Source organism: Chryseobacterium sp. G0162 (genome assembly GCF_003815715.1).
Taxonomy (GTDB): Bacteria; Bacteroidota; Bacteroidia; order Flavobacteriales; family Weeksellaceae; genus Chryseobacterium.
Map to the genome: position 1 here is coordinate 758,916 of NZ_CP033922.1, position 19,250 is coordinate 778,165.

Sequence of the window (19,250 nt, forward strand, 5' to 3'; positions counted from 1 at the left end):
ATAAATATAACAGCATGAAACTAAAATTACTTTTAGGAGCATTGATACTTACAGCCTTTACCGCTAAGGCACAAGTATCAACTATCAACGAAAACTTCGATAACTTCACTGCGGGAAACACCACTTTCCCTCAGTTTGGCTGGTCTACCGTGGTAGCCCCACTGGTTATGAATGAAGCCCCATTCCCAGTTCCACCAAGAATGATCGTAACGAACACTAGTTCCAACAGAGTTGTTCAATCATATTCAGGAACAAACCCTACAAATCCATCTTATTTAATTTCTCCACAGATCCAGGCTCCTGCAGGAGACAAAACACTGAAGTTTACAACAACTTTGGTATCTCCATCCCCTGGTCCTGGAACTATTCAGATAGGATTAGCTTCTAATCCTACAGATATGTCAACTTTTGTTCCTGTTGGAAATCCTATTACAGTATCTGCAATTGGAACGATTCTGAATATAAATGTACCTATACCAGCATCTACATCGTCATATCTTGTGTTTAAATTTACACCTTCAGCGATGCACGTAGCTGTACAAATTGATGATGTTGTCTATGATACAACAGGTTCTTTGGCAGTTAATGACAAGGCAGTTGCCCAAAATGAAGTTAAGTTCTTTGTTAATGAAGATAATATGACCCTTGACTTTGTAGCGAAAAAAGATCCTAAAAACATCCAGATCTATTCTTCTGCTGGGTTAAAAGTAGCAGAAGGAAAACTGAACGGACTAAGATTTAATATCAATGGACTTCAGACCGGGGTTTACTTCATCGCTATTGAAACTGCTGAAGGAAAAACCATCCAATCAAAATTCATCAAAAAATAAGGTTTATCAGACTATTATTTGCCTTTAATAAAGCCGGAGGGATCATTCCTTTCGGCTTTTTTATAGCCAAGTTCTAAGATCATTCTAATAAAACACGATAAAAATCATGTTTTTATTTAGAATGATTAAAAATAATTATATACTTTTGTTGAATCATTCTAAATAAGAATTTAAAAAATAAATTATGAGAACAAAACTATTATTGGCATCGTTGCTTGCTCTTACTGTTCAACAGACTGTGTTAGCGCAGACAGATGCATTAGGGTACACACAAGCAAATATGACGTTGGGAAGTGGGTATCAAAATCGTTCATTCTTTAATTTTTCTGATGGAAATATCGTTTCTCAATCTGCTACTACATGGGATGTAGCATTCTATAGAGTTTCTCCTTATGCAACAGGAACAAGAATTAATGATGCTAAGAACATTGAAGTATATACCGCTGCAACCAGTTTAGCAGAATGGGATAATATCAATATAAACAATGAAGCTTCTTGGGGAGAGCCACTTTATAACCCTGATCAAATTACGGACTGGAGTCAGGGAGCCTTTGAACAGGGTCCTATTACAGGTCCTAACCCCAATATTCCTTCTACAGGATGGGGAGTTTATAATCCGGTGAACCACCATATTAATGGAAAAGCAATTTTTGTTCTAAAATATGCTTCAGGAACTTATATTAAATTTGCTATTGAAGATGCATTTTCAGGATACACTTTTAAATATTCCAAGTGGGATGGTACTGCATGGACACCAACTGAAACAAGAACTTTAGCTAACGGAACTGATGACGCTTATTTCAACTATTTCTCATTTGATACCGGAGCAAAAGTTCCTAATATGGAACCTTCAAAAAATGCGTGGGACTTAGTATTTACAAAATATTTCACCTTCTATAATGGAGTTCAGATGTATCCTGTTGCAGGAGCCATTCAGGGCCCAGGTCTGAAAGTTGCCATGGTAGATCCTGAAACTCAACAGGTAGCTGATGGAAACATTCCTGCAGCCAGTAATTTTTCATCCAATATTACTACAATTGGGCATTCATGGAAAGTGATTACTACTTTGAAGAATAACGTTGTGTATTATGTCAAAAAAGGGAATGATTATTACAGAATGTACTTCACACAAAGTGATGGTTCAAGCACTGGAAACATGTATTTTAAATACAAAAAGATTACCGGATCACTGGGAATTACAGAGGTAAGTAAAAAAGCTTCTTTTGGAATCTATCCGAACCCTACCACTGCGGATAAAAAAGTAACGGTTCTATTTGATGTTAAAGAAAAAGCAAGCAATAAAGGAAGTATAGAAGTATATGACCTAACCGGAAAAAAGGTACATGCTGCTGAATTAACCAATCAGACAGGGTTCTACAGACAAGATCTGAACCTGGCTCATCTTCCTTCAGGAAATTATCTTGTAAAAATTAACTTTGGAGGAACTTCGGAAACGAAAAAACTTATCGTAAAATAATATTTTACTCAAATACTTTCTATTTTTTCTAATAAAAAGGCGGCCTTCAGAATACTGAAGCCGCCTTTTATTTTCATTAATATATTTTAAATCCTTTGTAAACCTCCACCCCGCTTTCCATGATTTTGGAAGCATCTTTACGGAAGTCCAGCAGGTGATCCTGACCGTTGTGTCTGTTGTGATGATCCACACTCTCCCAAAGTTCAATCAGGAAAAATGTTCCTTTATTGTCTTTATCTTCAACAAGGTCGTACTGTAGGCATCCTTCTTCTTTTCTTGTTTCCTTCACCAGATTTTGAAAAAGCTCTACCGCTTCCATCAGATAATTTTCATTAAACTTAAAAAGTGCAATGATATGTAAGTTCATATTCTAATATTTATTGATGTAAAAGTAGAATATTTTCAAAATCAAATTTATTTTTGATCCATTTATTTTTACATCCACAAGCATATTTTTTAACTGAACACTGATTTATAAATAGTTATAGAACTCATCACAATCACCAAAACTCCAATGACCAGAAACATTTTCTTCACCGGAAGCTTTGCAGTAAGCATTGCGGAAAAAGGAGCGGTAATAATTCCACCTATTAAAAGCCCAAGGATAATATTCCAGTGCTGAATTCCAAGAGTAAAGAAAAAGGTAACAGCGGCTGTAATGGTCAGGATAAATTTCGCAACAGTAGAACTTCCCACTGCAAATCTTGGAGTAAAAGCATTTTTAATAAGTGTTCCGGTTACCAAAGGCCCCCAACCACCACCGGCAAAAGAGTCTATAAATCCTCCAATCACGCCAAGTCTTGTCAGGTTAGTCTTTCTTTTCAATGCTTTACTCTGTTTGTCTTTAAAAGCATTGGAAAGGATTTGGAATCCAAGATATAAGGTATAAAAAGCAATCACTGTTTTAGTGATCTTTGCGTAATACTCTCCAAGATAAGTAAGACTAACAGCCCCTATAATTGCTCCAATGACCGCAGGAACAGCTAATTTCTTCACCAGGCTTATGCTTACATTCTTAAGCTTAATATGACTTGTGCTTCCTGCTGCTGTAGTAAAGCTTTCCGCAGAATGAATACTGGCGCTTACAATATGAGGCGGAATGTTCAGAAACATCAGTGTGGTGGTACAGATCACGCCATAGCCCATCCCCATTGATCCTGCTACAATCTCTGCAAAAACACCCACCAAAAGCATCCAGTAAAAAATATAATGATCTTTTGCCAACATCTGCTGCAACTCATCAAAATAGCCCAGCTCATATAGGGAAAAAACGGCTGCTGATACCAGGGCAATCGTTACTAACAATATATTGAGCCTTATCTGAATCTTTTTTGTAATCACCATAGCTCTGAAATTGTAAGTTTGTTTTGTTTATCACTCCCTGAATTGTTTACCGGAACAATAGTTCTGTTCAGCAAATCTCCTGCCCGCAATGGGTTTATAGTACCTGCATCTTCTTTTGGAATCATAATTTATTCTTTTGAAGTCATGCAAATATCCAATAAAAATATTATCCTACAAAACAAGTAGACTATTATTTCAAAAAAAAGGATCAGGTCAGTCGACCAAATCCATTAAAGTTTTTTTCTCAAGAATATTCAGTGAGGCATCTCTAACCTCTATCAATACATCATGTAAGCCACAATGATCTTCGTTGCAGTCTTCACATTTTTCATAGAAGTTGAGACTTACACACGGAAGCATGGCAATGGGACCGTTCACAAGACGGATAATTTTGGCTAATTTCACATTTTCAGGATTTTCCCTCAAGAAGTATCCTCCTCCCTTTCCTTTTTTACTGTCAAGGATCTCCGCTTTTTTCAGTTCAAGCAGGATATTTTCTAAAAACTTTAAAGGTATCTTTTTGTGTTCCGCTATTTCGGAAATAAGAACCGGACCTTCATTTCTTTTTTCTACAAGATATGAAAGTGCCTTAAACGCATATTGAGATTTTTTTGATAGCATCACAGCAAAAATAAGAAAATTGTTTAACATGTTTAACCGAAAAGGTAAAATTGCAAAAGAGCTCATTAATCGCATTATTTTTTATCGTTTTGTTGCATTGCAGTTTTGCCTTTTTCCTATTAAATTGCTATGTTTGTCCTATGTTCAGTAAACAAGAAGCACAACAACTCAAAAAGGAATTTTGGACAGCTTTTGGAAAATCCTTTCCAAGAAAATGGATCCTGTATGATACTAAGATCAAGGATATGTCATTTAAATTCTCTGCAGACAACAAAAAAGCAGAGGTTTCTCTTGAAATCGAAATGAAAGATGAGATTTTTCGTAATGCTTATTATGAAAAGATATGGTCTTTGGAAGATATTTTAAAAGACTTTATCGGAGATTTTCAGAAAGACGAATATTTTACATTGGAAAATGGAAAGGTCATCAGCCGTATTTGGGTAGAAAAACATGGGGTTTCAGTCTTCAATAGAAACACATGGCAGGAAATTTTTGAATTCTTTGTCGAAAAAATGGATGGATTCGAAAGGTTTTATTACGAATATGAGGATTTTATAAAGGACATATAAAATAATTACGAAATAAATACCGTTTTACACTTTGGAAGAAGATAAAAAAGAAAACTATCTTTGCTCTATACCACTTAAACTAATAGATGAAACTAAACATGATTAAAAATGAGAAAAGTGTACAAAAACATTTTTGGAGAAGTCATCTCCAAAAGCAAAGCTACCAAACTAGATGAATACCATCTTTATTATTACGAAAATGACTCCGATATACTGAAAGAAATTGAATTCATCAACGATGAAAGTATATATAACATCAATTATTTTTTAAATGAAGGAGACAATGAGGATGAAGTTCTGGAATACCTAAAGGAAAAATCTGATTTTTTTGACATCGAAAAAAAGGAAACTGCTGACGGATTTATCATTACTACCAATAAACTATATTCACTGTCTGTAGACGAGAAACCTCTAATCTCCAAAACTGTTTTTAAAACTGACGACCCTGAAAATTTTATATGCTCACAGGTGATTGACAATGAAACTCATGAGCCACAGCTTGAAAGAACAGTAAAATGCTGGTATACTAAGGATGAAAACGGAGAAAAATATGCCGCTATAGAGTGCAGTTATCAGGAAGACGGAAAACTGGAACTTGCTATTGATAAAACTTCAGATCCCGATAACGAACAGAACTGGGCTCATTATGATTATGAAACATTTCATGAGCTTCAGAAACAATTCCCCGTGGATATAACCTATTACAAAACGGCCGCATTACTTCCAAAGGAAACCTATCAGAACTAAAAACATTTCAACAATACACCAAACCACAATTTATTATATGGAAGAAAATCCTATATTTTGGGCGGATGGAGATGATCCGCAAATGATTGAAGCGTACAAGAAAGCACAGGAAACTTTTAAATATTTTTGGCGTGAACAATCCTGGGAATACAGAAGAATCATTCCGGGACTTAATGTATCATGTGTAAAAGCTCTTTTTTCAGATACCACCGAAACGGGAGAAACTATCGTTGAACACATGTGGATCAATGATATTGGATTTGACGGTGAGCGTGTAACAGGATATCTGATCAATGAACCCAACACCTTAAAGAATGTTCAGGTGGGAGATTATATTGATATTCCTCTTACTGGTATCAGTGACTGGCTTTTCGCCATTACTCCCAATGTAAAGAAGCCTAAAGGTCTTTCTAAATTATTCTCATCATCTACAGAACCTCTTCCTAAAGCTTATGGTGGTTTTACCATTCAGAAAATGCGTTCAGATATGTCTGCTTCAGAGAGAAAGGATCATGACAATGCCTGGCAGCTGGATTTTGGTGATTTCAACAATATTCTTATGGTAAACAACCAGGAAGAAGAGCCTGAAAATCTTGTAGAGCATCCTATGAGCAGAAATATGAAAGACGATTTTGCGAAATTCTTACAGGAATACCCGGATGAAATCAAACTTATTGATGACAATGGACAGACCCTTCTTCACCGAGAAACTATTGCCGGAAACTTAACCACAGTACAGACTGCACTGGAGGCCGGGGCAGATAAAACGGTTCAATCTAAAGTGGGGAAAACCGCACTGGATTATGCTAAACAGCTGAATTGGGAACATCTTATTCCAGTATTGGAAAATTATTAATAACTATTAGGAGTAAAAACTTAGAAAAATATTAGACAAAATAAAAGAGAAACTTTACAGCTTCTCTTTTTTATTAAGAACTAAATACATTTAATTTCATCGTCAAAGCTGCTTGATCCATGATTAATTCTAATTATTTTACTATTTTTGTGAAACTAAATCGTGAAAGAACATAACCATTACTTCCATCATTCTATAAACACTCAAAACAAATAAATTTCAATATTTCATTAAATTCTTAACCATGAAAAAACTTTTATTTTCGATCGCCTTACTAGCGACAGGATTTGCTTTTGGACAAATAAATTTAGTACATACTTTTCCGGCTAACGAAGATGCTGCCGTTTACATTAATGACAATCAGTTATTGTATTGTACACAAGTGATAGATCAACCTATCATAAAAATTTACGGACAAAACTACGATTATATCAAAACGCTTAATATCACAATGCCAGCAGGCTATGAATGGATGATTTTTCATCCTGATTTAGATTATCAGGTTTCTAAAAATATATTCAATACGAATGACAAACTTGAGTTTATCGTCTATTTCCATAAAAGTGGCACACCTGATTCGAAGCTAAAAATCATTGACGAAGATGGTACCATTATCAAAGATTTCCCAGGAACTTACAGGGTTGAATATACCAAAATCTATCACGATCCAATAGATAACACCAACAAGATAAAACTACTTAACGAGACGACTCAGCAAACAGAAATTTATTCATTACCTACGACGGTTCTTGCGAACAAAGAGATTATGACGGTAAAGAATAAATTAGCAGCCTTTCCTATTCCTGCGAAAACTACATTAAAGATCAATAATCCTCAAAACAATGCTAGTAAAGTTGAAGTTTTTGATACAACAGGAAAGTTGGTGATTAACCAGACTTTTTCCAGCCATGATGATCTTATTACCCTGAATGTACAAAACCTAACTAATGGTCTTTACATTTATAAAATCGGAGATTTAAGCTCTAAGTTTATCAAAGAATAAAATTAAAATACTCATTAACAAAAAAGAGAAACTATAACGTTTCTCTTTTTTTATCTACATATTATGATATAAAACCACAGATATAACGTTTGAGTAAAGTATTTTTAACCAATTTTGTGCTTAAAAAAATTAATGATTGGATTGGATAATATTATCAACCAACCCGTTTTCAATTGGATTTCCACCACCGTTGTTATAAAAATCAAGCGGGATGATTCCCAATCTTTTCTTTCCTGAATATTGGGTATACTGTTTCAGCCATGGATTCATGGCCGGATCAACTCCTGAGCCTCCCCACGCATATTGATAAGGAGTATGATGGAAGACGCCATAGGCAATACTGTTAAAGCTTACATACAGAACAGCATCATTATTAGCATTTTTCTGCATAGCCCGTTCCAGGTTTTCCTGTACATATTTTACTTTTTTGTGGGTATCATAACTTTCATAATTATCCTCAATATAGAATTTCTGTCCATTGGCATTCGTTGTTTCAAAAGTCGTATCATCCTGCCATGCTCCAAACCTCACTCCTACTTTATTTTTATCAATTCCTGAGTTTCCTGCATTAAGTTCGAATCTATATAAAAAGAGAATTTTTCCTTTCGTTTCATTTAAGTTTGGAATGGCATTTCCCTGAAAGTAAAGGGTATTGTATTTTTTAAGGTATTGAATGAAATTATCAGAAATGTCCTGGCCGCTTTTCTCATTATTTACAGACATTAAAATAGTTTCAGACGGATGATCCTTTAAAAACGCCTGACAGGCATCCAATACATTACCAAAAGTAACTCCACAGGAAATAATACCATGATAAAGATCTAGCGGATCAGAAGAATTGGACGAATTCACGAGTCTGATATCCAGAAAACGAATCCCATTTTCCAATTGTTGTCTAATGTCATAGTTCTGACACCTTGCTCCAAATGATGCAGAAGAGATTTTATACGTTCCTGAATCGTGTGTTCCGGGGATACTTAAAGCTTTCAGTGAGACATTTTGATCCAATTTACTCATCCACTCCGACTCATTTAACTTAAGATAAAACTGGTTCACACCGGACACTGAAACATTACAGTTAAAATGCATATTACCATCTGTTCTTAAGATATAGGTACCCGATATCTTTTTAATATTTCGGCTCCCAATCCACCAGTTATTCTCCAATTTTGAATTGTGCCCCTGCCCAATCTGTACATCACGAAGCTCACAATGCCTGTTCTGGTAATCGAAAGATAAGATGCAGGTAAATGCAAAGTTCAATTTAGCCGGCAAAGCATCATTAGAGCTGCATCCAATAGCATCACCTCCTGATATCTTACTTTTGAACCATTGAGCCACCGTATCGGTGCCGTGTCTTCCGGCCTGGACGTCAATTTCCCAAGTATTTCCGGATTTCTGAATAATATCCGGCGTATTTTCCCAAGGTTGCCCAGAGGAAACGCTATGATCTGTAATGACCATTTTTAAGTTACTCACTCCCTCCATCATCTGGAGAAGAAATCTGTTGTGTTGTTTTGTTGGCATGATATGATGATTTAGTGATATTTCCGAAGAAAGCAGATAGATTAGCCTATCCTGCCAGACAAAATTAGATGGAATACAAGCACTTTCATAGCGTATAAATACGTGTTTTGAATTCGGGTATTTTTACTTAATTATAAATAAAAACCATAACTCATTTTATTCCTTTTTCTTGCTTATTTATAAACAATTTAATACAGTATATTTTTCACACCCTATTAGAATTAATTGAATAATATTTTATATTTTTAGTCTGCCCACAAAATCAATTATAAAAGCTTAAAAGAGACCTGTTAAAGTCTTTTCTTAATTAATTTAATAATATGAAATTTTCTCTCTATATATTAGTCATTTTTGTTTTTACATTAACTTCATGTAAAAAGAACTATATTATTTATTATAACAAAGTAAATCAAATAGACAGCATTTACAGAATGGCTAATAATCCTAATTTGGCCATTCAGCAATATCAAGAACTTTTTAAAGAATTCGAACCTAAAAATCAGGAAAGAATTGAAGAATATTCCACTTATCTTATACTTTCGGACAAATACAATAAAGATTTTGGAGGAAAAAAAAGCCTATATAAATTAATTCCCTTGATATCTCCCTACGATAATGAATATAAAAAATACTTACCCTTATTTAAAAAATATGATATAGACAGTACAGAAGTTATACAGAAAATAGCAGACTGGAAAAAAGAATTGAATCAGCAATTAATAGATTCTTTTCGTGTTGCCTTCAAAAGAGACCAACTAGGAAGACCATTTGATACAGCACTGGTGAGAAGAAATGTAGAAAAAAATGCAGCTCTTTTCAAATGGACCTTTGAAAAATTTGGGTTCCCTTCACAACAGAAGATAGGCAGTTTTCCTATGCTTACATTGCTAAGTCATATAGCCGACTCTAAAAGTTCTTACCCTTATTTCGAAAAGAAGGTACTTGAATATATAAAATCAGGAGACTGCCCGCCGCTATATTACTCTATGATGGTTGATGGTGGCAAACATTCTTTAGGTAAAAGTACCTACTATGGAATGGGACGTTCCTTTCTAAAAGAAATAGATTCTACAACCATAAACAAACACAGAAAAAGCATAGGACTGCCTTCACTAAAGCATGCTGAAAAACTAAAAAAGGATTATTTTTCAGGTTTTAAAAAAGAATTATATTAATGCAGTAGAGAAGTATTTTCTTAATAACCCGTAACAAAACATATTACTCAAATGTCTTATTATTAAAATTTTATGATAAAAATTATCATCTTTTTAATAGTTTCTCTTTCCTTGATTTCATGTCACGGCATGAAAAACAATTCAACTTCTGCTTATCATAAAGTTCAAAATTCTTTAGATGTGGAAATCAACAAAATATATCAACAAGGAAATTTTAATGGTTTTTCAGTGGCTATAGTTAATGATCAATCCACTCTTTATCAAAAAGGATTTGGCTTTTCAGATATAAAAGAAAAGAAACCCTACACCCTCAATACCATTCAAAATATTGCTTCTGTTTCTAAAACATTAGTTGGAATCGCTCTTTTGAAAGCTCAGGAATTGGGAAAACTGAAATTGGATGATCCGATACAAAAGTATTTACCATTTAAAACTGTGAATCCTAATTTTCCTCAGAAAACCATCACTATCCGCCAACTTGCTACCCATACTTCTTCTATTCTGGATAATGAATTTTATTTATCAAAAAATTACTTTCTAAAGCCCAAACAAAACCTGAATGGAGCAAAGCTTACTTTTGATGATGAGCAAGTATTCAATCCTTCTGATTCTATCCTGACAATGGGTTCTTTTTTAGAAAATGTGTTATCAGAACATGGAAAATGGAATGAAAATAGTTTTTCCACTCATAAACCAGGAGAAATCTATGAATATTCTAATGTGGGAACTGCATTAGCTGCTTTTATTATTGAGCAGGCAACCGGTCAGGAATTCAGTGCGTTTACCAAAGAATATATTCTGAAACCTTTACAAATGAACGATTCAGGATGGAAATTCGAAGATATTCAGTTTTCTAAATTCTCAAGACTTTATGAAAATCCTAAAACGGTTCTGCCTTATTACCTTTCAGCAACTTATCCTGACGGAGGATTTATCACCAATATTTCTGATTTAAGTAAATATTTAACTGAATTAATCAAAGGATACAATGGAAAAGGTACAATCCTGAACCCAAAAAGCTATAAAGAATACTTCACACCACAACTTACTGCTACGAATTTTACCGAAAGAAATACTCAAAATCCTTACAACGAATCTTACAATGTAGGAATATTCATGGGATTTGGTTATACAGGCTATATTGGTCATACAGGTGGAGATCCTGGGGTAATGTCAATGCTATTTTTTGATCCTAAAAATAATTTAGGTAGAATTATGATCTTCAATACTAATTTCTCGGACAAGAAAGGCAATGATGCTTTTTATGGAATATGGAATGTGTTGGAGAAATATCAGTTACATTTGAATAAGAAAAACAATTAAAATGGGACTTCCAAAAAAGGCTTCAAGAAATATAATAATTAATGATATTGAATACAGTTGGCTGGCTTCAGGAAATGATGATATTATTAACTTGATTATTACACTCAAAGAAAATTCCGGGCAAAAATTATTTGCTCATTTCGATTATATGACTTTAACAGAACATGAAAATATTCGGATGGAAATTACTCCTGAAGTGGTAAGAAAAGTTATTGAATATGGAATCTCGAATGGATGGAAGGGAGATGAAAAAGGAAAAAATGTAGATCTTGGGATCATGAATGATAAACTATATTAACTATAAATAAAAAGAGAAGCTCAATAGCTTCTCTTTTATTATTTCTATCCAAATTTCTTCTTTCTCAGCCAGAAGAATAATCCTCCGATAAGGCCAATAACCATCAATGGAAGCAATAAATTCAGCCATTGCCAATTGGTTTTCTCTTCTTCTATCCTGTGTCTGTCAAGAAGTCTTTCTTCGATGTTTCTGTTTCTTAATTCCATCAGATTACTGTCATCCAACAGATAATCCAAAGCATTTCTAAGGAACTGTTCATTTCCAAACTGTTCATTTGTCAGCATGTCTACTCCCAATGGAAGTGGTTTTCCTTTAATGACTTTATTACGTCCTATATCTCCGTCTGCAATAACGATCATTTTATTTTCAGGACTTTCTGCTTTAAAACCAGGATACGATTTTCTTTCAATCCTTGAAGCATACGCAGAGTTAAATTTCCCTTCCAATGCTACCGCAAAGATCTTTGGAGTACTTGGTTTCTCCATTTGCCCGAGGCTGTCTACAGTGGCAATTTCTTTCAGATCAACATAATTCGGAACCTGTTTCAGCAATGTTCTTTCACTGGATTCGAAAAGAACTTTTGTTTTAATATTCTTTCTTCCCCCCAATGTATCAATAGAAGTTGGGAATTCGAATTTTACCGGGTTGATATTTTTAGTAATCGGATTATTATTTTCAGCAATTCCAAGAGGGAAATAAGGCCATGGCAGGCTTGTAAACTGAGGATTTCCACTTACCTCTCCCGTTACCAGCTTCAGCAGTGCATATTTCTTCACATCCTTCACCAACGCAGTATTGATTCTTAGTCCGTAATTGAAAAAGAAGTCAGTCATATTGATATCCACCGGGAAAGGCATTACTTTTTTAGATCTTGTCAGGGTATCCATTTCAGCATTTACCGCATCAATCATCCAAAGTGTTTTCCCACCATTCATGATATATTGGTCAAGAATTACCTTTTCATTATCTGTAAAGGCTTTTCTAGGTTTTGCAATCACTAAAGCACTCATCTGCTTCAATAAAGGCAGGTCCTGAAGGCTAAGTTCGACTTGATTTTTAGGAATAATAGGTCCTGCATCGTAATTTTCCAATGCCAGCTGCATAAATCCCTGAAACTCATCCGGACTTAATTCGTCCTGATTGATCAGAACACCTACTTTTTTCCTTTTATCAGCAGCAATATTCTTGATGTTTGAAACCAGGTTATATTCTAATCCTTCTATAGATCTTGTAAGCTGTTGATCTGCATCTATTCCTGTCTGCTGTACAATCAAAGGAATAGAAACTCCTGTTTTATTATACCTGATCACTGCATACGGATAAATTGTAATCTGAGTAAATTTTCCATCCTTAGAATCTGGCAGGAAAGAAGCCTGCATACCCATTGCTGCCAAACTATCTTCCGGGATTTTAGGTCTCAATGGATCTATGAACTTGAAATCAATTTTCGGATTAATTTTCCTGAATTCCTCCAGCATAAACTTCGTTTCTCCCTGAAGCTGTTTAAAGCTTGCCGGGAAATCACCTTCAAGATAAACCTCTACAGTCAAAGGTTTTTTAACGGATTCCAGTACTTTAATGGTACTCTCAGAAAGGGTATATCTTTTTTCTTTTGTTAAATCAAATCTTATTCCTGAATAGGTAAGAATAATAACCAAAGGGATAATCGCAATTAAGAAAATCCCCAACGGAGATTTAGTATTGATCTTCTTCATATGCTACTTCTTTTTGTTAATAAAATGATTAGACAATACTAATGACGCGCTGATGACCAGAATAAAATAGGCAACATCCTTTACATCTATAAGACCTCTTGTGAAGCCCAGGAAATGCTGGTAAAAGCCTATATTCTGCAGGATAAAATCTGCTCCGCCCAAAAGTTTATAACTTGCCAGCTGTTCGATTCCAAAATACATGATAAAGCACATGAAAACGCCTAGCAGATAAGCCATAATCTGATTCTGTGATAATGAAGAAGCTAAAATTCCGATTCCTGAAAAAGCTGCGATTAAAATAATCAGCCCGATATAACTTCCCAAGGTCATTCCAAGGTCAATATTACCTTCCGGAACTCCAAGAACATATACAGTATAAAGGTAAACTAGTGATGGAATCAGGCATAAAATCCCAACAATCCATACAGACAGGAATTTTCCTGTTACCAGTTCTGAAACTTTTAAAGGTTGTGAAAACAGCCAGTTCAGCGTTCCCGTTTGTTGTTCTTCAGCAAAAGTTTTCATGGAAAGCGCCGGAATAATGAACATCAAAAGCCATGGAACCAACACAAAATAGCTTTGCAGCGACGCTGCCCCGATCTCAAAAATATTAGAATCGTTGTCGAAAAAGAACAGAAATAGAGTTCCTATTAAACTGAAAGCGGCAATAATTACCCATGCACTCCAGTTTCCAAAGTAACTCCAAAGTTCTTTCTTTAAAATTGCAATCATAGTTTTTTAGTAAAATGTAAAAAGTAAAAAAGCGTAAGACACACTTATTCTTTTACTTAAACAATTATTTGTTTTTTTTATTCTTATTAACAAGTTTTACGGTCATCATAATCAGAAATACAAGAACGAAAAATCCTGCAATTAATTGCCACCAGTATTCAATTGCCATCGATTTCAGGATTACAGTAAACACCACCAGGAATAAAATAAAAGTAGCAATTTCGTTAGCCTGTCTTAACTTGATGTTCGCTGTTTCCAGTGTATTTCCGTTCAACGCTTTCAGTTTCAACACTTTTTTCCAGCACCAGTAGTGGTAGACGGCAAGCCCGATCAGGAAGGTCAGCTTTAAATGAAACCATCCCATTTTCATCAGCCCCGGATTTAAAAAGATCATAACCAATCCGCATACTGCCATAATGACTCCGGCAGGCACGGTGATAATATTCCATAGCCTTCTGGCCATGAATGTATACTGCTCCCTCAGAATTTTCTTTTTTTCTTCAGGAAATTCATCGGTATCCTTATAGTAAACAAAAAGTCTTACGAGATAAAAAATTCCCGCAAAATAACTTACCATAAAAATGATGTGCAGCGCTTTGATGATTGTATAAAGCATTCAGAAAAAATTAACAGCAAAGATAAGCTTATTCTATAATTTTTAAAAATAATTTTCTTTTGATTGGGAAAAGCTAATATTCCGATCAAAAGTCATTTAAAATTATATCTATATAAAAAAATGCTTCGGTTCGGGGCGGCTTTGCCGCCCCGAACCGAAGCTTATATTTCATTGATTTTATTCAACTCAGAAATTAAGAGATCACTCCCAATTCTTTTCCTACTTTTTCAAAAGCGGCAATCGCTTTATCCAAATGTTCTTTGGTATGAGCAGCAGATAGCTGAACTCTGATTCTTGCTTTTCCTTTTGGTACTACCGGATAGAAGAATCCAATCACATAGATTCCTTCGTCCATTAGTTTTTCAGCCATTTTCTGAGAAAGCGGTGCATCATACAACATTACCGGAACAATCGCAGCATCTCCATCAGGAATATCAAATCCTTTAGCTTTCATTTCTGTTCTGAAATAGTCTGCATTTTCCATTACCTTATCACGAAGAGAAGTATCATCAGAAATCATATCCAATACTTTCAAAGCAGCTCCTACAATTCCAGGTGCTAATGAATTGGAGAATAAGTAAGGACGGGAACGCTGTCTCAGCATATCGATGATCTCCTTTTTACCAGAAGTAAATCCACCTAAAGCGCCACCCAAAGCCTTTCCTAAAGTAGAGGTAATAATATCTACTCTACCCATTACTTCATTCGCTTCATGCGTTCCTCTCCCTGTTTTCCCGATAAATCCGGTTGCGTGGGAATCATCAACCATTACCAAAGCATCATATTTATCTGCAAGATCACAAACTCCTTTCAGGTCTGCCACAATTCCGTCCATTGAGAAAACACCATCCGTTACAATAATTTTGAAACGGTGATTTTTTTCTGAAGCAGCAATTAATTGAGCTTCAAGGTCAGCCATATTGTTATTTTTATAACGATATCTTGCTGCTTTACAAAGACGTACTCCATCAATAATTGAGGCATGGTTCAGTTCATCAGAAATAATAGCATCTTCTTCTGTAAATAAAGGTTCAAAAACACCACCATTTGCATCAAAAGCGGCAGCATAAAGAATGGTATCTTCAAGTCCTAAGAAATCAGCAATCTTTTTCTCTAAATCTTTGTGAATATCCTGAGTTCCACAGATGAAACGTACAGATGACATTCCGTAACCATGAGACTGGATCATATCCTGGGAAGCTTTCATGACCTCCGGATTGTTGGATAATCCAAGATAATTATTGGCACAAAAGTTCAAAAGCTTTTTTCCGTTGGCTTCAATTTCTGCACTTTGTTGAGAAGTAATGATTCTTTCTCTTTTAAAAAGTCCGTCATTCTCAATATTTTGAAGTTCGTTCTGTAAATGTTGAAGGTATTTTTCAGAAATCATTTTTAGTAATTTTTTAGATGTGCTAATTTACTAAAAAGGCAGTAAAATAAAACCTTTTATCCCCTTAATTCTAAAATTTGATCTTTAGTTTCATTTTTAACATTATTAGTCTACTAATTTAGTAGGATAATATTTATATTTGTTTAAAATTTCTGAATATGCAATTGATTCCGGTAAAGAAAACAAAGAAACTCGTTTCAAGAAACTTTATAACCCACCACATGAAAGCTCAGGTTCCTGTCATTATTGAAGATTTTGTAGATCCCGAAAGCCCGGCCTTCAAAAAATGGAACTATGAATATTTCAAAGATATAGCAGGCAATCAAAAGGTAGATATTTACGGCAGTGAAATGGATTCTATGGACAGAGTGGCCAGCCAGCCTATAGCACAGACTACATTCTCAGAATATCTTGACCTGATAGACTCCACTCCTACTGAGCATCGATTATTTCTATTTAATTTACTAAGCATAAAACCGGAGCTTAAAAATGATATCATCTATAATGATGTTACCAATGGTAAAATATTAAAATGGTTACCTTTTATGTTCTTCGGAGGCCAGGGTTCTGCTACCCGGAATCATATTGACATTGACATGTCCCATGTTTTTATCACGCAGTTTGAGGGAATTAAAAGAATCTGGCTATTTCCTTGGGAACAATCTGATCTGATGTATAAATTACCTTATAATTTCCATAGTTTGCCTAATATAAAGACACCAGATTACCGGCAGTATCCAGCCTTACTTTATTTAAATGGGTATGAAGCCATCCTTCATCCAGGGGAAACCCTTTATATTCCGTCCGGATGGTGGCATTATATACAATATGAAACCGGAGGATATTCCGTATCAGTCAGAGCGCTGCCATCAAGCCTTCTTGAAAAGTGGCGTGGGTTTAAAAACCTGGTCATCACAAGAAATTTTGATAATATTATGCGAAATATCTTTAAAGAAAAATGGTTCAGGTACAAAGTAAAAGCAGCAAAGAAAAGGGGCACAAAAGCTTTTAAAAAACAAAAAAGCTTTCTGATATGAAAGCTTTTTTATATTCTGTAGCGTCTCCTTAATGCTTAATGAATTTGATATGTTTTTCATTCACTGTAATAACATAGGCTCCCGGAACCAGTTCTCCGATCTGTATAGCTTTTCCTGGTTGATAAATAGCTTTTCTTACTAATTTTCCATCTATAGCATGAATAGAAAACTCGGTTGCTTTATCTATTCCCTTTATATAAAGTTCATTTTTTGCTGGATTAGGATATAAACCAAAGCTATCCTTTTCTACAGAAGATACACTTAATGTATTATCCTGGACGACAGTAGAATTCTTTTCCAGAATCTGATGTTCAGCATTAAACTGAACACTTGCTATAGGAAACGATATATTTTCAGCAAAATATTGGTTATTGAAAGTATTATTCAATACTAAATCAGCAGTCTGTCCACCTGTTCCGGTAACTTTTACAGGCAGAGGCATTTCGAAAAAGCTTACTGTAGGGCTGCTTTGTGTCTGAGAAACATTCAATGTAATCTGATTACCCGTTTGCTTCCACTTTATCGCATAAGTTGGATACCCTTCTCCATAGATCCAGTCATTAAAAAATTCTGTAAAATCTTTTCCGGTAGACTGAAGTAAAGATGCATTAAAGTCTGCAGTTCTCACATAGTTGTAAGCCAAAGCAGGTCTTCCGTGATAATCTTTAAGTGCCTGATAGAAAATATCATCACCTAAGATCCATTTTATCATTCTTAAAGCATACCCCCCTTTCGCATAGGTTAGCCTACTATCAAAAATTCTGTAGATATCATTAAGTCCGGTATCAGGAACATAAGTAGTTCCCCCCACATTATTGGTAATTAAAGCTGTTTGATTAACAAGATAATTCATAAACTCATCATGGGTCATAATCAGTTTTTCATTGGCAACATGTTCTCCAAAAGTTGCAAAACCTTCATTCAGCCATATATCATTCCATATTCCACAAGTCACTTTATCTCCAAACCATTGATGAGCGAGTTCATGGGCAATAAGAGACTTAGTCCAACCACTCATGGAAGACATGGTCTGATGTTCCATTCCGCCGCCATTAAGATATTCCATATGCCCATATTTTTCATTACGGAAAGGATAAGATCCAAAATACGTTTCAAAAATATCCATTATCTGTTTTGTCCATTCAATATTGGATACTTTTACAGGATCTCCGGCTGTTGATGGGTAAATATAATTGACAAATGGAAATGGAGGGTTTCCGATGGTGCTATTCGTTTTAGCAAAATTTGTGATAGATAGTGCTATAAGATAAGCAGCAGTAGGATACATCGTTCTCCAAAAAGTCAGCTTCTTCCCGGTTGTTGTAGAAATGATTTCAGACATTAATTTTCCGTTGGCAGCTACACTATATTGTGATGGCGTAGTCACTTTAAAATCAAATCTTTCGATCTTATCATTTAAGCTTTGTTTAGTAGGAAACCAGTCCTGTGCACCATACGGTTCATTTAAAGTAGAAAAGACAGGTATATTAGATCCCTGAGTTCCAATTCTGACCGTATTATTTGCCGGGGAACCGGAATAATGTATTGTCAGTGAATCTAAGGTATTTGCCGGAATAGAAGCCGGAAAATCAATTTTAATCTCCTGGGTAGAAAGCTGCTGAAACGGAATATTGCTGCCATGGTATTGTACCTGAGAAACCGACAGAAGATTGGTAAGATCAAAATAAATACTCGCCATACTCTGATTAGGCTTAAAATGCGAGGTCACAGATCCGGAAATATAATGAACAGCAGGATCAACACTCACATCCATTCTCTGGTATTGTAAATCATAATTCAGAGTATTGGGATTCACACTTCCGATTCCCATTTTTTTGGTAAAAGATTTCATTTCCTGTTCTACCAATCCTTTCATTTCAATAGTATGAATCTCTTTTTGACTATAAAGCTGCTGAACCATCAAAAAGCTCAACATCAGCAGGTAAAATTTTCTCATATGCAGAAATATTGTAATATTCAAATATAAAAA

Annotated in this window: 20 protein-coding genes; 10 read left to right on the forward strand and 10 right to left on the reverse strand. The window is 34.9% G+C overall.

The window, feature by feature from the left end:
• The first annotated feature begins 14 nt into the window (after positions 1-14).
• Together EG344_RS03610 and EG344_RS03615 are read left to right on the forward strand one after the other, a co-directional pair.
• A complete protein-coding gene (locus EG344_RS03610) occupies positions 15-830 on the forward strand; it encodes a T9SS type A sorting domain-containing protein (protein WP_123908347.1) in 816 nt (271 codons plus the stop codon).
• 184 nt (positions 831-1,014) lie between these two features.
• Positions 1,015-2,307: a T9SS type A sorting domain-containing protein gene (locus tag EG344_RS03615; protein WP_123908349.1), complete on the forward strand. Its 1,293-nt coding sequence runs from the start codon at positions 1,015-1,017 to the stop codon at positions 2,305-2,307.
• Positions 2,308-2,383: 76 nt separating this feature from the next.
• Here the strand turns inward: EG344_RS03615 and EG344_RS03620 are convergent, their stop codons facing one another.
• The 4 genes from EG344_RS03620 to EG344_RS03630 form a co-directional block, all read right to left on the reverse strand.
• Positions 2,384-2,674, reverse strand: a complete 291-nt coding sequence (locus tag EG344_RS03620) for a putative quinol monooxygenase (RefSeq protein ID WP_089733115.1) — start codon at positions 2,672-2,674, stop codon at positions 2,384-2,386.
• An 89-nt stretch (positions 2,675-2,763) separates the two neighbouring features.
• A complete protein-coding gene (locus EG344_RS03625; RefSeq protein ID WP_123908351.1) occupies positions 2,764-3,651 on the reverse strand; it encodes a sulfite exporter TauE/SafE family protein in 888 nt (295 codons plus the stop codon).
• Positions 3,645-3,776 carry a hypothetical protein gene (locus tag EG344_RS24365; RefSeq protein ID WP_262697739.1) on the reverse strand — a complete coding sequence of 44 codons (132 nt, stop codon included), beginning with the start codon at positions 3,774-3,776 and terminating at the stop codon, positions 3,645-3,647. The genes EG344_RS03625 and EG344_RS24365 overlap by 7 nt, the downstream gene beginning before the upstream one ends.
• 88 nt (positions 3,777-3,864) lie before the next feature.
• Complete coding sequence (locus EG344_RS03630; RefSeq protein ID WP_109712849.1) at positions 3,865-4,272, reverse strand: RrF2 family transcriptional regulator; 408 nt, start codon at positions 4,270-4,272, stop codon at positions 3,865-3,867.
• A gap of 140 nt (positions 4,273-4,412) precedes the next feature.
• On the opposite strand from EG344_RS03630, the gene EG344_RS03635 reads away from it, so the two are divergent.
• From EG344_RS03635 to EG344_RS03650, 4 genes are all read left to right on the forward strand, one after another.
• Entirely contained in the window at positions 4,413-4,841 is a 429-nt protein-coding gene (locus EG344_RS03635) for a DUF4268 domain-containing protein (protein ID WP_123860035.1), read from the forward strand.
• 108 nt (positions 4,842-4,949) lie between these two features.
• Positions 4,950-5,588, forward strand: a complete 639-nt coding sequence (locus tag EG344_RS03640) for a hypothetical protein (RefSeq protein ID WP_123860033.1) — start codon at positions 4,950-4,952, stop codon at positions 5,586-5,588.
• A 37-nt stretch (positions 5,589-5,625) separates the two neighbouring features.
• A complete protein-coding gene (locus EG344_RS03645; RefSeq protein ID WP_123908353.1) occupies positions 5,626-6,444 on the forward strand; it encodes a DUF2314 domain-containing protein in 819 nt (272 codons plus the stop codon).
• A 244-nt stretch (positions 6,445-6,688) separates the two neighbouring features.
• On the forward strand, positions 6,689-7,447 hold the full coding sequence (locus EG344_RS03650; protein ID WP_123908355.1) for a T9SS type A sorting domain-containing protein: 759 nt from the start codon (positions 6,689-6,691) through the stop codon (positions 7,445-7,447).
• Between the two features lie 129 nt (positions 7,448-7,576).
• Here EG344_RS03650 and EG344_RS03655 read toward each other — a convergent pair whose 3' ends face one another.
• Entirely contained in the window at positions 7,577-8,974 is a 1,398-nt protein-coding gene (locus EG344_RS03655) for a phosphatidylinositol-specific phospholipase C (RefSeq protein ID WP_123860027.1), read from the reverse strand.
• Positions 8,975-9,294: 320 nt separating this feature from the next.
• Here EG344_RS03655 and EG344_RS03660 point away from each other — a divergent pair, with 320 nt between their 5' ends.
• From EG344_RS03660 to EG344_RS03670, 3 genes are all read left to right on the forward strand, one after another.
• Entirely contained in the window at positions 9,295-10,149 is an 855-nt protein-coding gene (locus tag EG344_RS03660) for a hypothetical protein (RefSeq protein ID WP_123860025.1), read from the forward strand.
• Positions 10,150-10,278: 129 nt separating this feature from the next.
• Positions 10,279-11,472, forward strand: a complete 1,194-nt coding sequence (locus tag EG344_RS03665) for a serine hydrolase domain-containing protein (RefSeq protein ID WP_228412850.1) — start codon at positions 10,279-10,281, stop codon at positions 11,470-11,472.
• Position 11,473: 1 nt separating this feature from the next.
• On the forward strand, positions 11,474-11,770 hold the full coding sequence (locus EG344_RS03670) for a hypothetical protein (protein ID WP_123908359.1): 297 nt from the start codon (positions 11,474-11,476) through the stop codon (positions 11,768-11,770).
• 44 nt (positions 11,771-11,814) lie between these two features.
• Here the strand turns inward: EG344_RS03670 and gldG are convergent, their stop codons facing one another.
• The 4 genes from gldG to kbl form a co-directional block, all read right to left on the reverse strand.
• Positions 11,815-13,485, reverse strand: a complete 1,671-nt coding sequence (gene gldG / locus EG344_RS03675) for a gliding motility-associated ABC transporter substrate-binding protein GldG (RefSeq protein ID WP_123860019.1) — start codon at positions 13,483-13,485, stop codon at positions 11,815-11,817.
• A 3-nt stretch (positions 13,486-13,488) separates the two neighbouring features.
• Positions 13,489-14,217, reverse strand: a complete 729-nt coding sequence (locus tag EG344_RS03680; protein WP_123860017.1) for an ABC transporter permease — start codon at positions 14,215-14,217, stop codon at positions 13,489-13,491.
• A 64-nt stretch (positions 14,218-14,281) separates the two neighbouring features.
• Complete coding sequence (locus tag EG344_RS03685) at positions 14,282-14,833, reverse strand: CopD family protein (RefSeq protein WP_123908361.1); 552 nt, start codon at positions 14,831-14,833, stop codon at positions 14,282-14,284.
• Between the two features lie 193 nt (positions 14,834-15,026).
• Positions 15,027-16,223: a glycine C-acetyltransferase gene (gene kbl / locus EG344_RS03690; RefSeq protein WP_123908363.1), complete on the reverse strand. Its 1,197-nt coding sequence runs from the start codon at positions 16,221-16,223 to the stop codon at positions 15,027-15,029.
• Positions 16,224-16,381: 158 nt separating this feature from the next.
• Between kbl and EG344_RS03695 the strand changes: the two genes are divergently transcribed.
• Positions 16,382-17,260: a cupin-like domain-containing protein gene (locus EG344_RS03695; RefSeq protein ID WP_123908365.1), complete on the forward strand. Its 879-nt coding sequence runs from the start codon at positions 16,382-16,384 to the stop codon at positions 17,258-17,260.
• A gap of 28 nt (positions 17,261-17,288) precedes the next feature.
• Here the strand turns inward: EG344_RS03695 and EG344_RS03700 are convergent, their stop codons facing one another.
• Positions 17,289-19,217 carry a M1 family metallopeptidase gene (locus EG344_RS03700; protein ID WP_123908367.1) on the reverse strand — a complete coding sequence of 643 codons (1,929 nt, stop codon included), beginning with the start codon at positions 19,215-19,217 and terminating at the stop codon, positions 17,289-17,291.
• Positions 19,218-19,250: the final 33 nt, after the last annotated feature.

Coding starts and splice junctions, on each gene's coding strand:
- EG344_RS03635 (WP_123860035.1), top strand. CDS start 4,413: ATGTTCAGTAAACAAGAAGCACAACAACTCAAAAAGGAATTTTGGACA.
- EG344_RS03640 (WP_123860033.1), top strand. CDS start 4,950: ATGAGAAAAGTGTACAAAAACATTTTTGGAGAAGTCATCTCCAAAAGC.
- EG344_RS03670 (WP_123908359.1), top strand. CDS start 11,474: ATGGGACTTCCAAAAAAGGCTTCAAGAAATATAATAATTAATGATATT.
- EG344_RS03610 (WP_123908347.1), top strand. CDS start 15: ATGAAACTAAAATTACTTTTAGGAGCATTGATACTTACAGCCTTTACC.
- EG344_RS03665 (WP_228412850.1), top strand. CDS start 10,279: ATGAAAAACAATTCAACTTCTGCTTATCATAAAGTTCAAAATTCTTTA.
- EG344_RS03680 (WP_123860017.1), bottom strand. CDS start 14,217: ATGATTGCAATTTTAAAGAAAGAACTTTGGAGTTACTTTGGAAACTGG.
- EG344_RS03645 (WP_123908353.1), top strand. CDS start 5,626: ATGGAAGAAAATCCTATATTTTGGGCGGATGGAGATGATCCGCAAATG.
- EG344_RS03700 (WP_123908367.1), bottom strand. CDS start 19,217: ATGAGAAAATTTTACCTGCTGATGTTGAGCTTTTTGATGGTTCAGCAG.
- kbl (WP_123908363.1), bottom strand. CDS start 16,223: ATGATTTCTGAAAAATACCTTCAACATTTACAGAACGAACTTCAAAAT.
- gldG (WP_123860019.1), bottom strand. CDS start 13,485: ATGAAGAAGATCAATACTAAATCTCCGTTGGGGATTTTCTTAATTGCG.
- EG344_RS03685 (WP_123908361.1), bottom strand. CDS start 14,833: ATGCTTTATACAATCATCAAAGCGCTGCACATCATTTTTATGGTAAGT.
- EG344_RS03630 (WP_109712849.1), bottom strand. CDS start 4,272: ATGCTATCAAAAAAATCTCAATATGCGTTTAAGGCACTTTCATATCTT.
- EG344_RS03625 (WP_123908351.1), bottom strand. CDS start 3,651: ATGGTGATTACAAAAAAGATTCAGATAAGGCTCAATATATTGTTAGTA.
- EG344_RS03695 (WP_123908365.1), top strand. CDS start 16,382: ATGCAATTGATTCCGGTAAAGAAAACAAAGAAACTCGTTTCAAGAAAC.
- EG344_RS03655 (WP_123860027.1), bottom strand. CDS start 8,974: ATGCCAACAAAACAACACAACAGATTTCTTCTCCAGATGATGGAGGGA.
- EG344_RS03615 (WP_123908349.1), top strand. CDS start 1,015: ATGAGAACAAAACTATTATTGGCATCGTTGCTTGCTCTTACTGTTCAA.
- EG344_RS03660 (WP_123860025.1), top strand. CDS start 9,295: ATGAAATTTTCTCTCTATATATTAGTCATTTTTGTTTTTACATTAACT.
- EG344_RS03620 (WP_089733115.1), bottom strand. CDS start 2,674: ATGAACTTACATATCATTGCACTTTTTAAGTTTAATGAAAATTATCTG.
- EG344_RS03650 (WP_123908355.1), top strand. CDS start 6,689: ATGAAAAAACTTTTATTTTCGATCGCCTTACTAGCGACAGGATTTGCT.
- EG344_RS24365 (WP_262697739.1), bottom strand. CDS start 3,776: ATGATTCCAAAAGAAGATGCAGGTACTATAAACCCATTGCGGGCAGGA.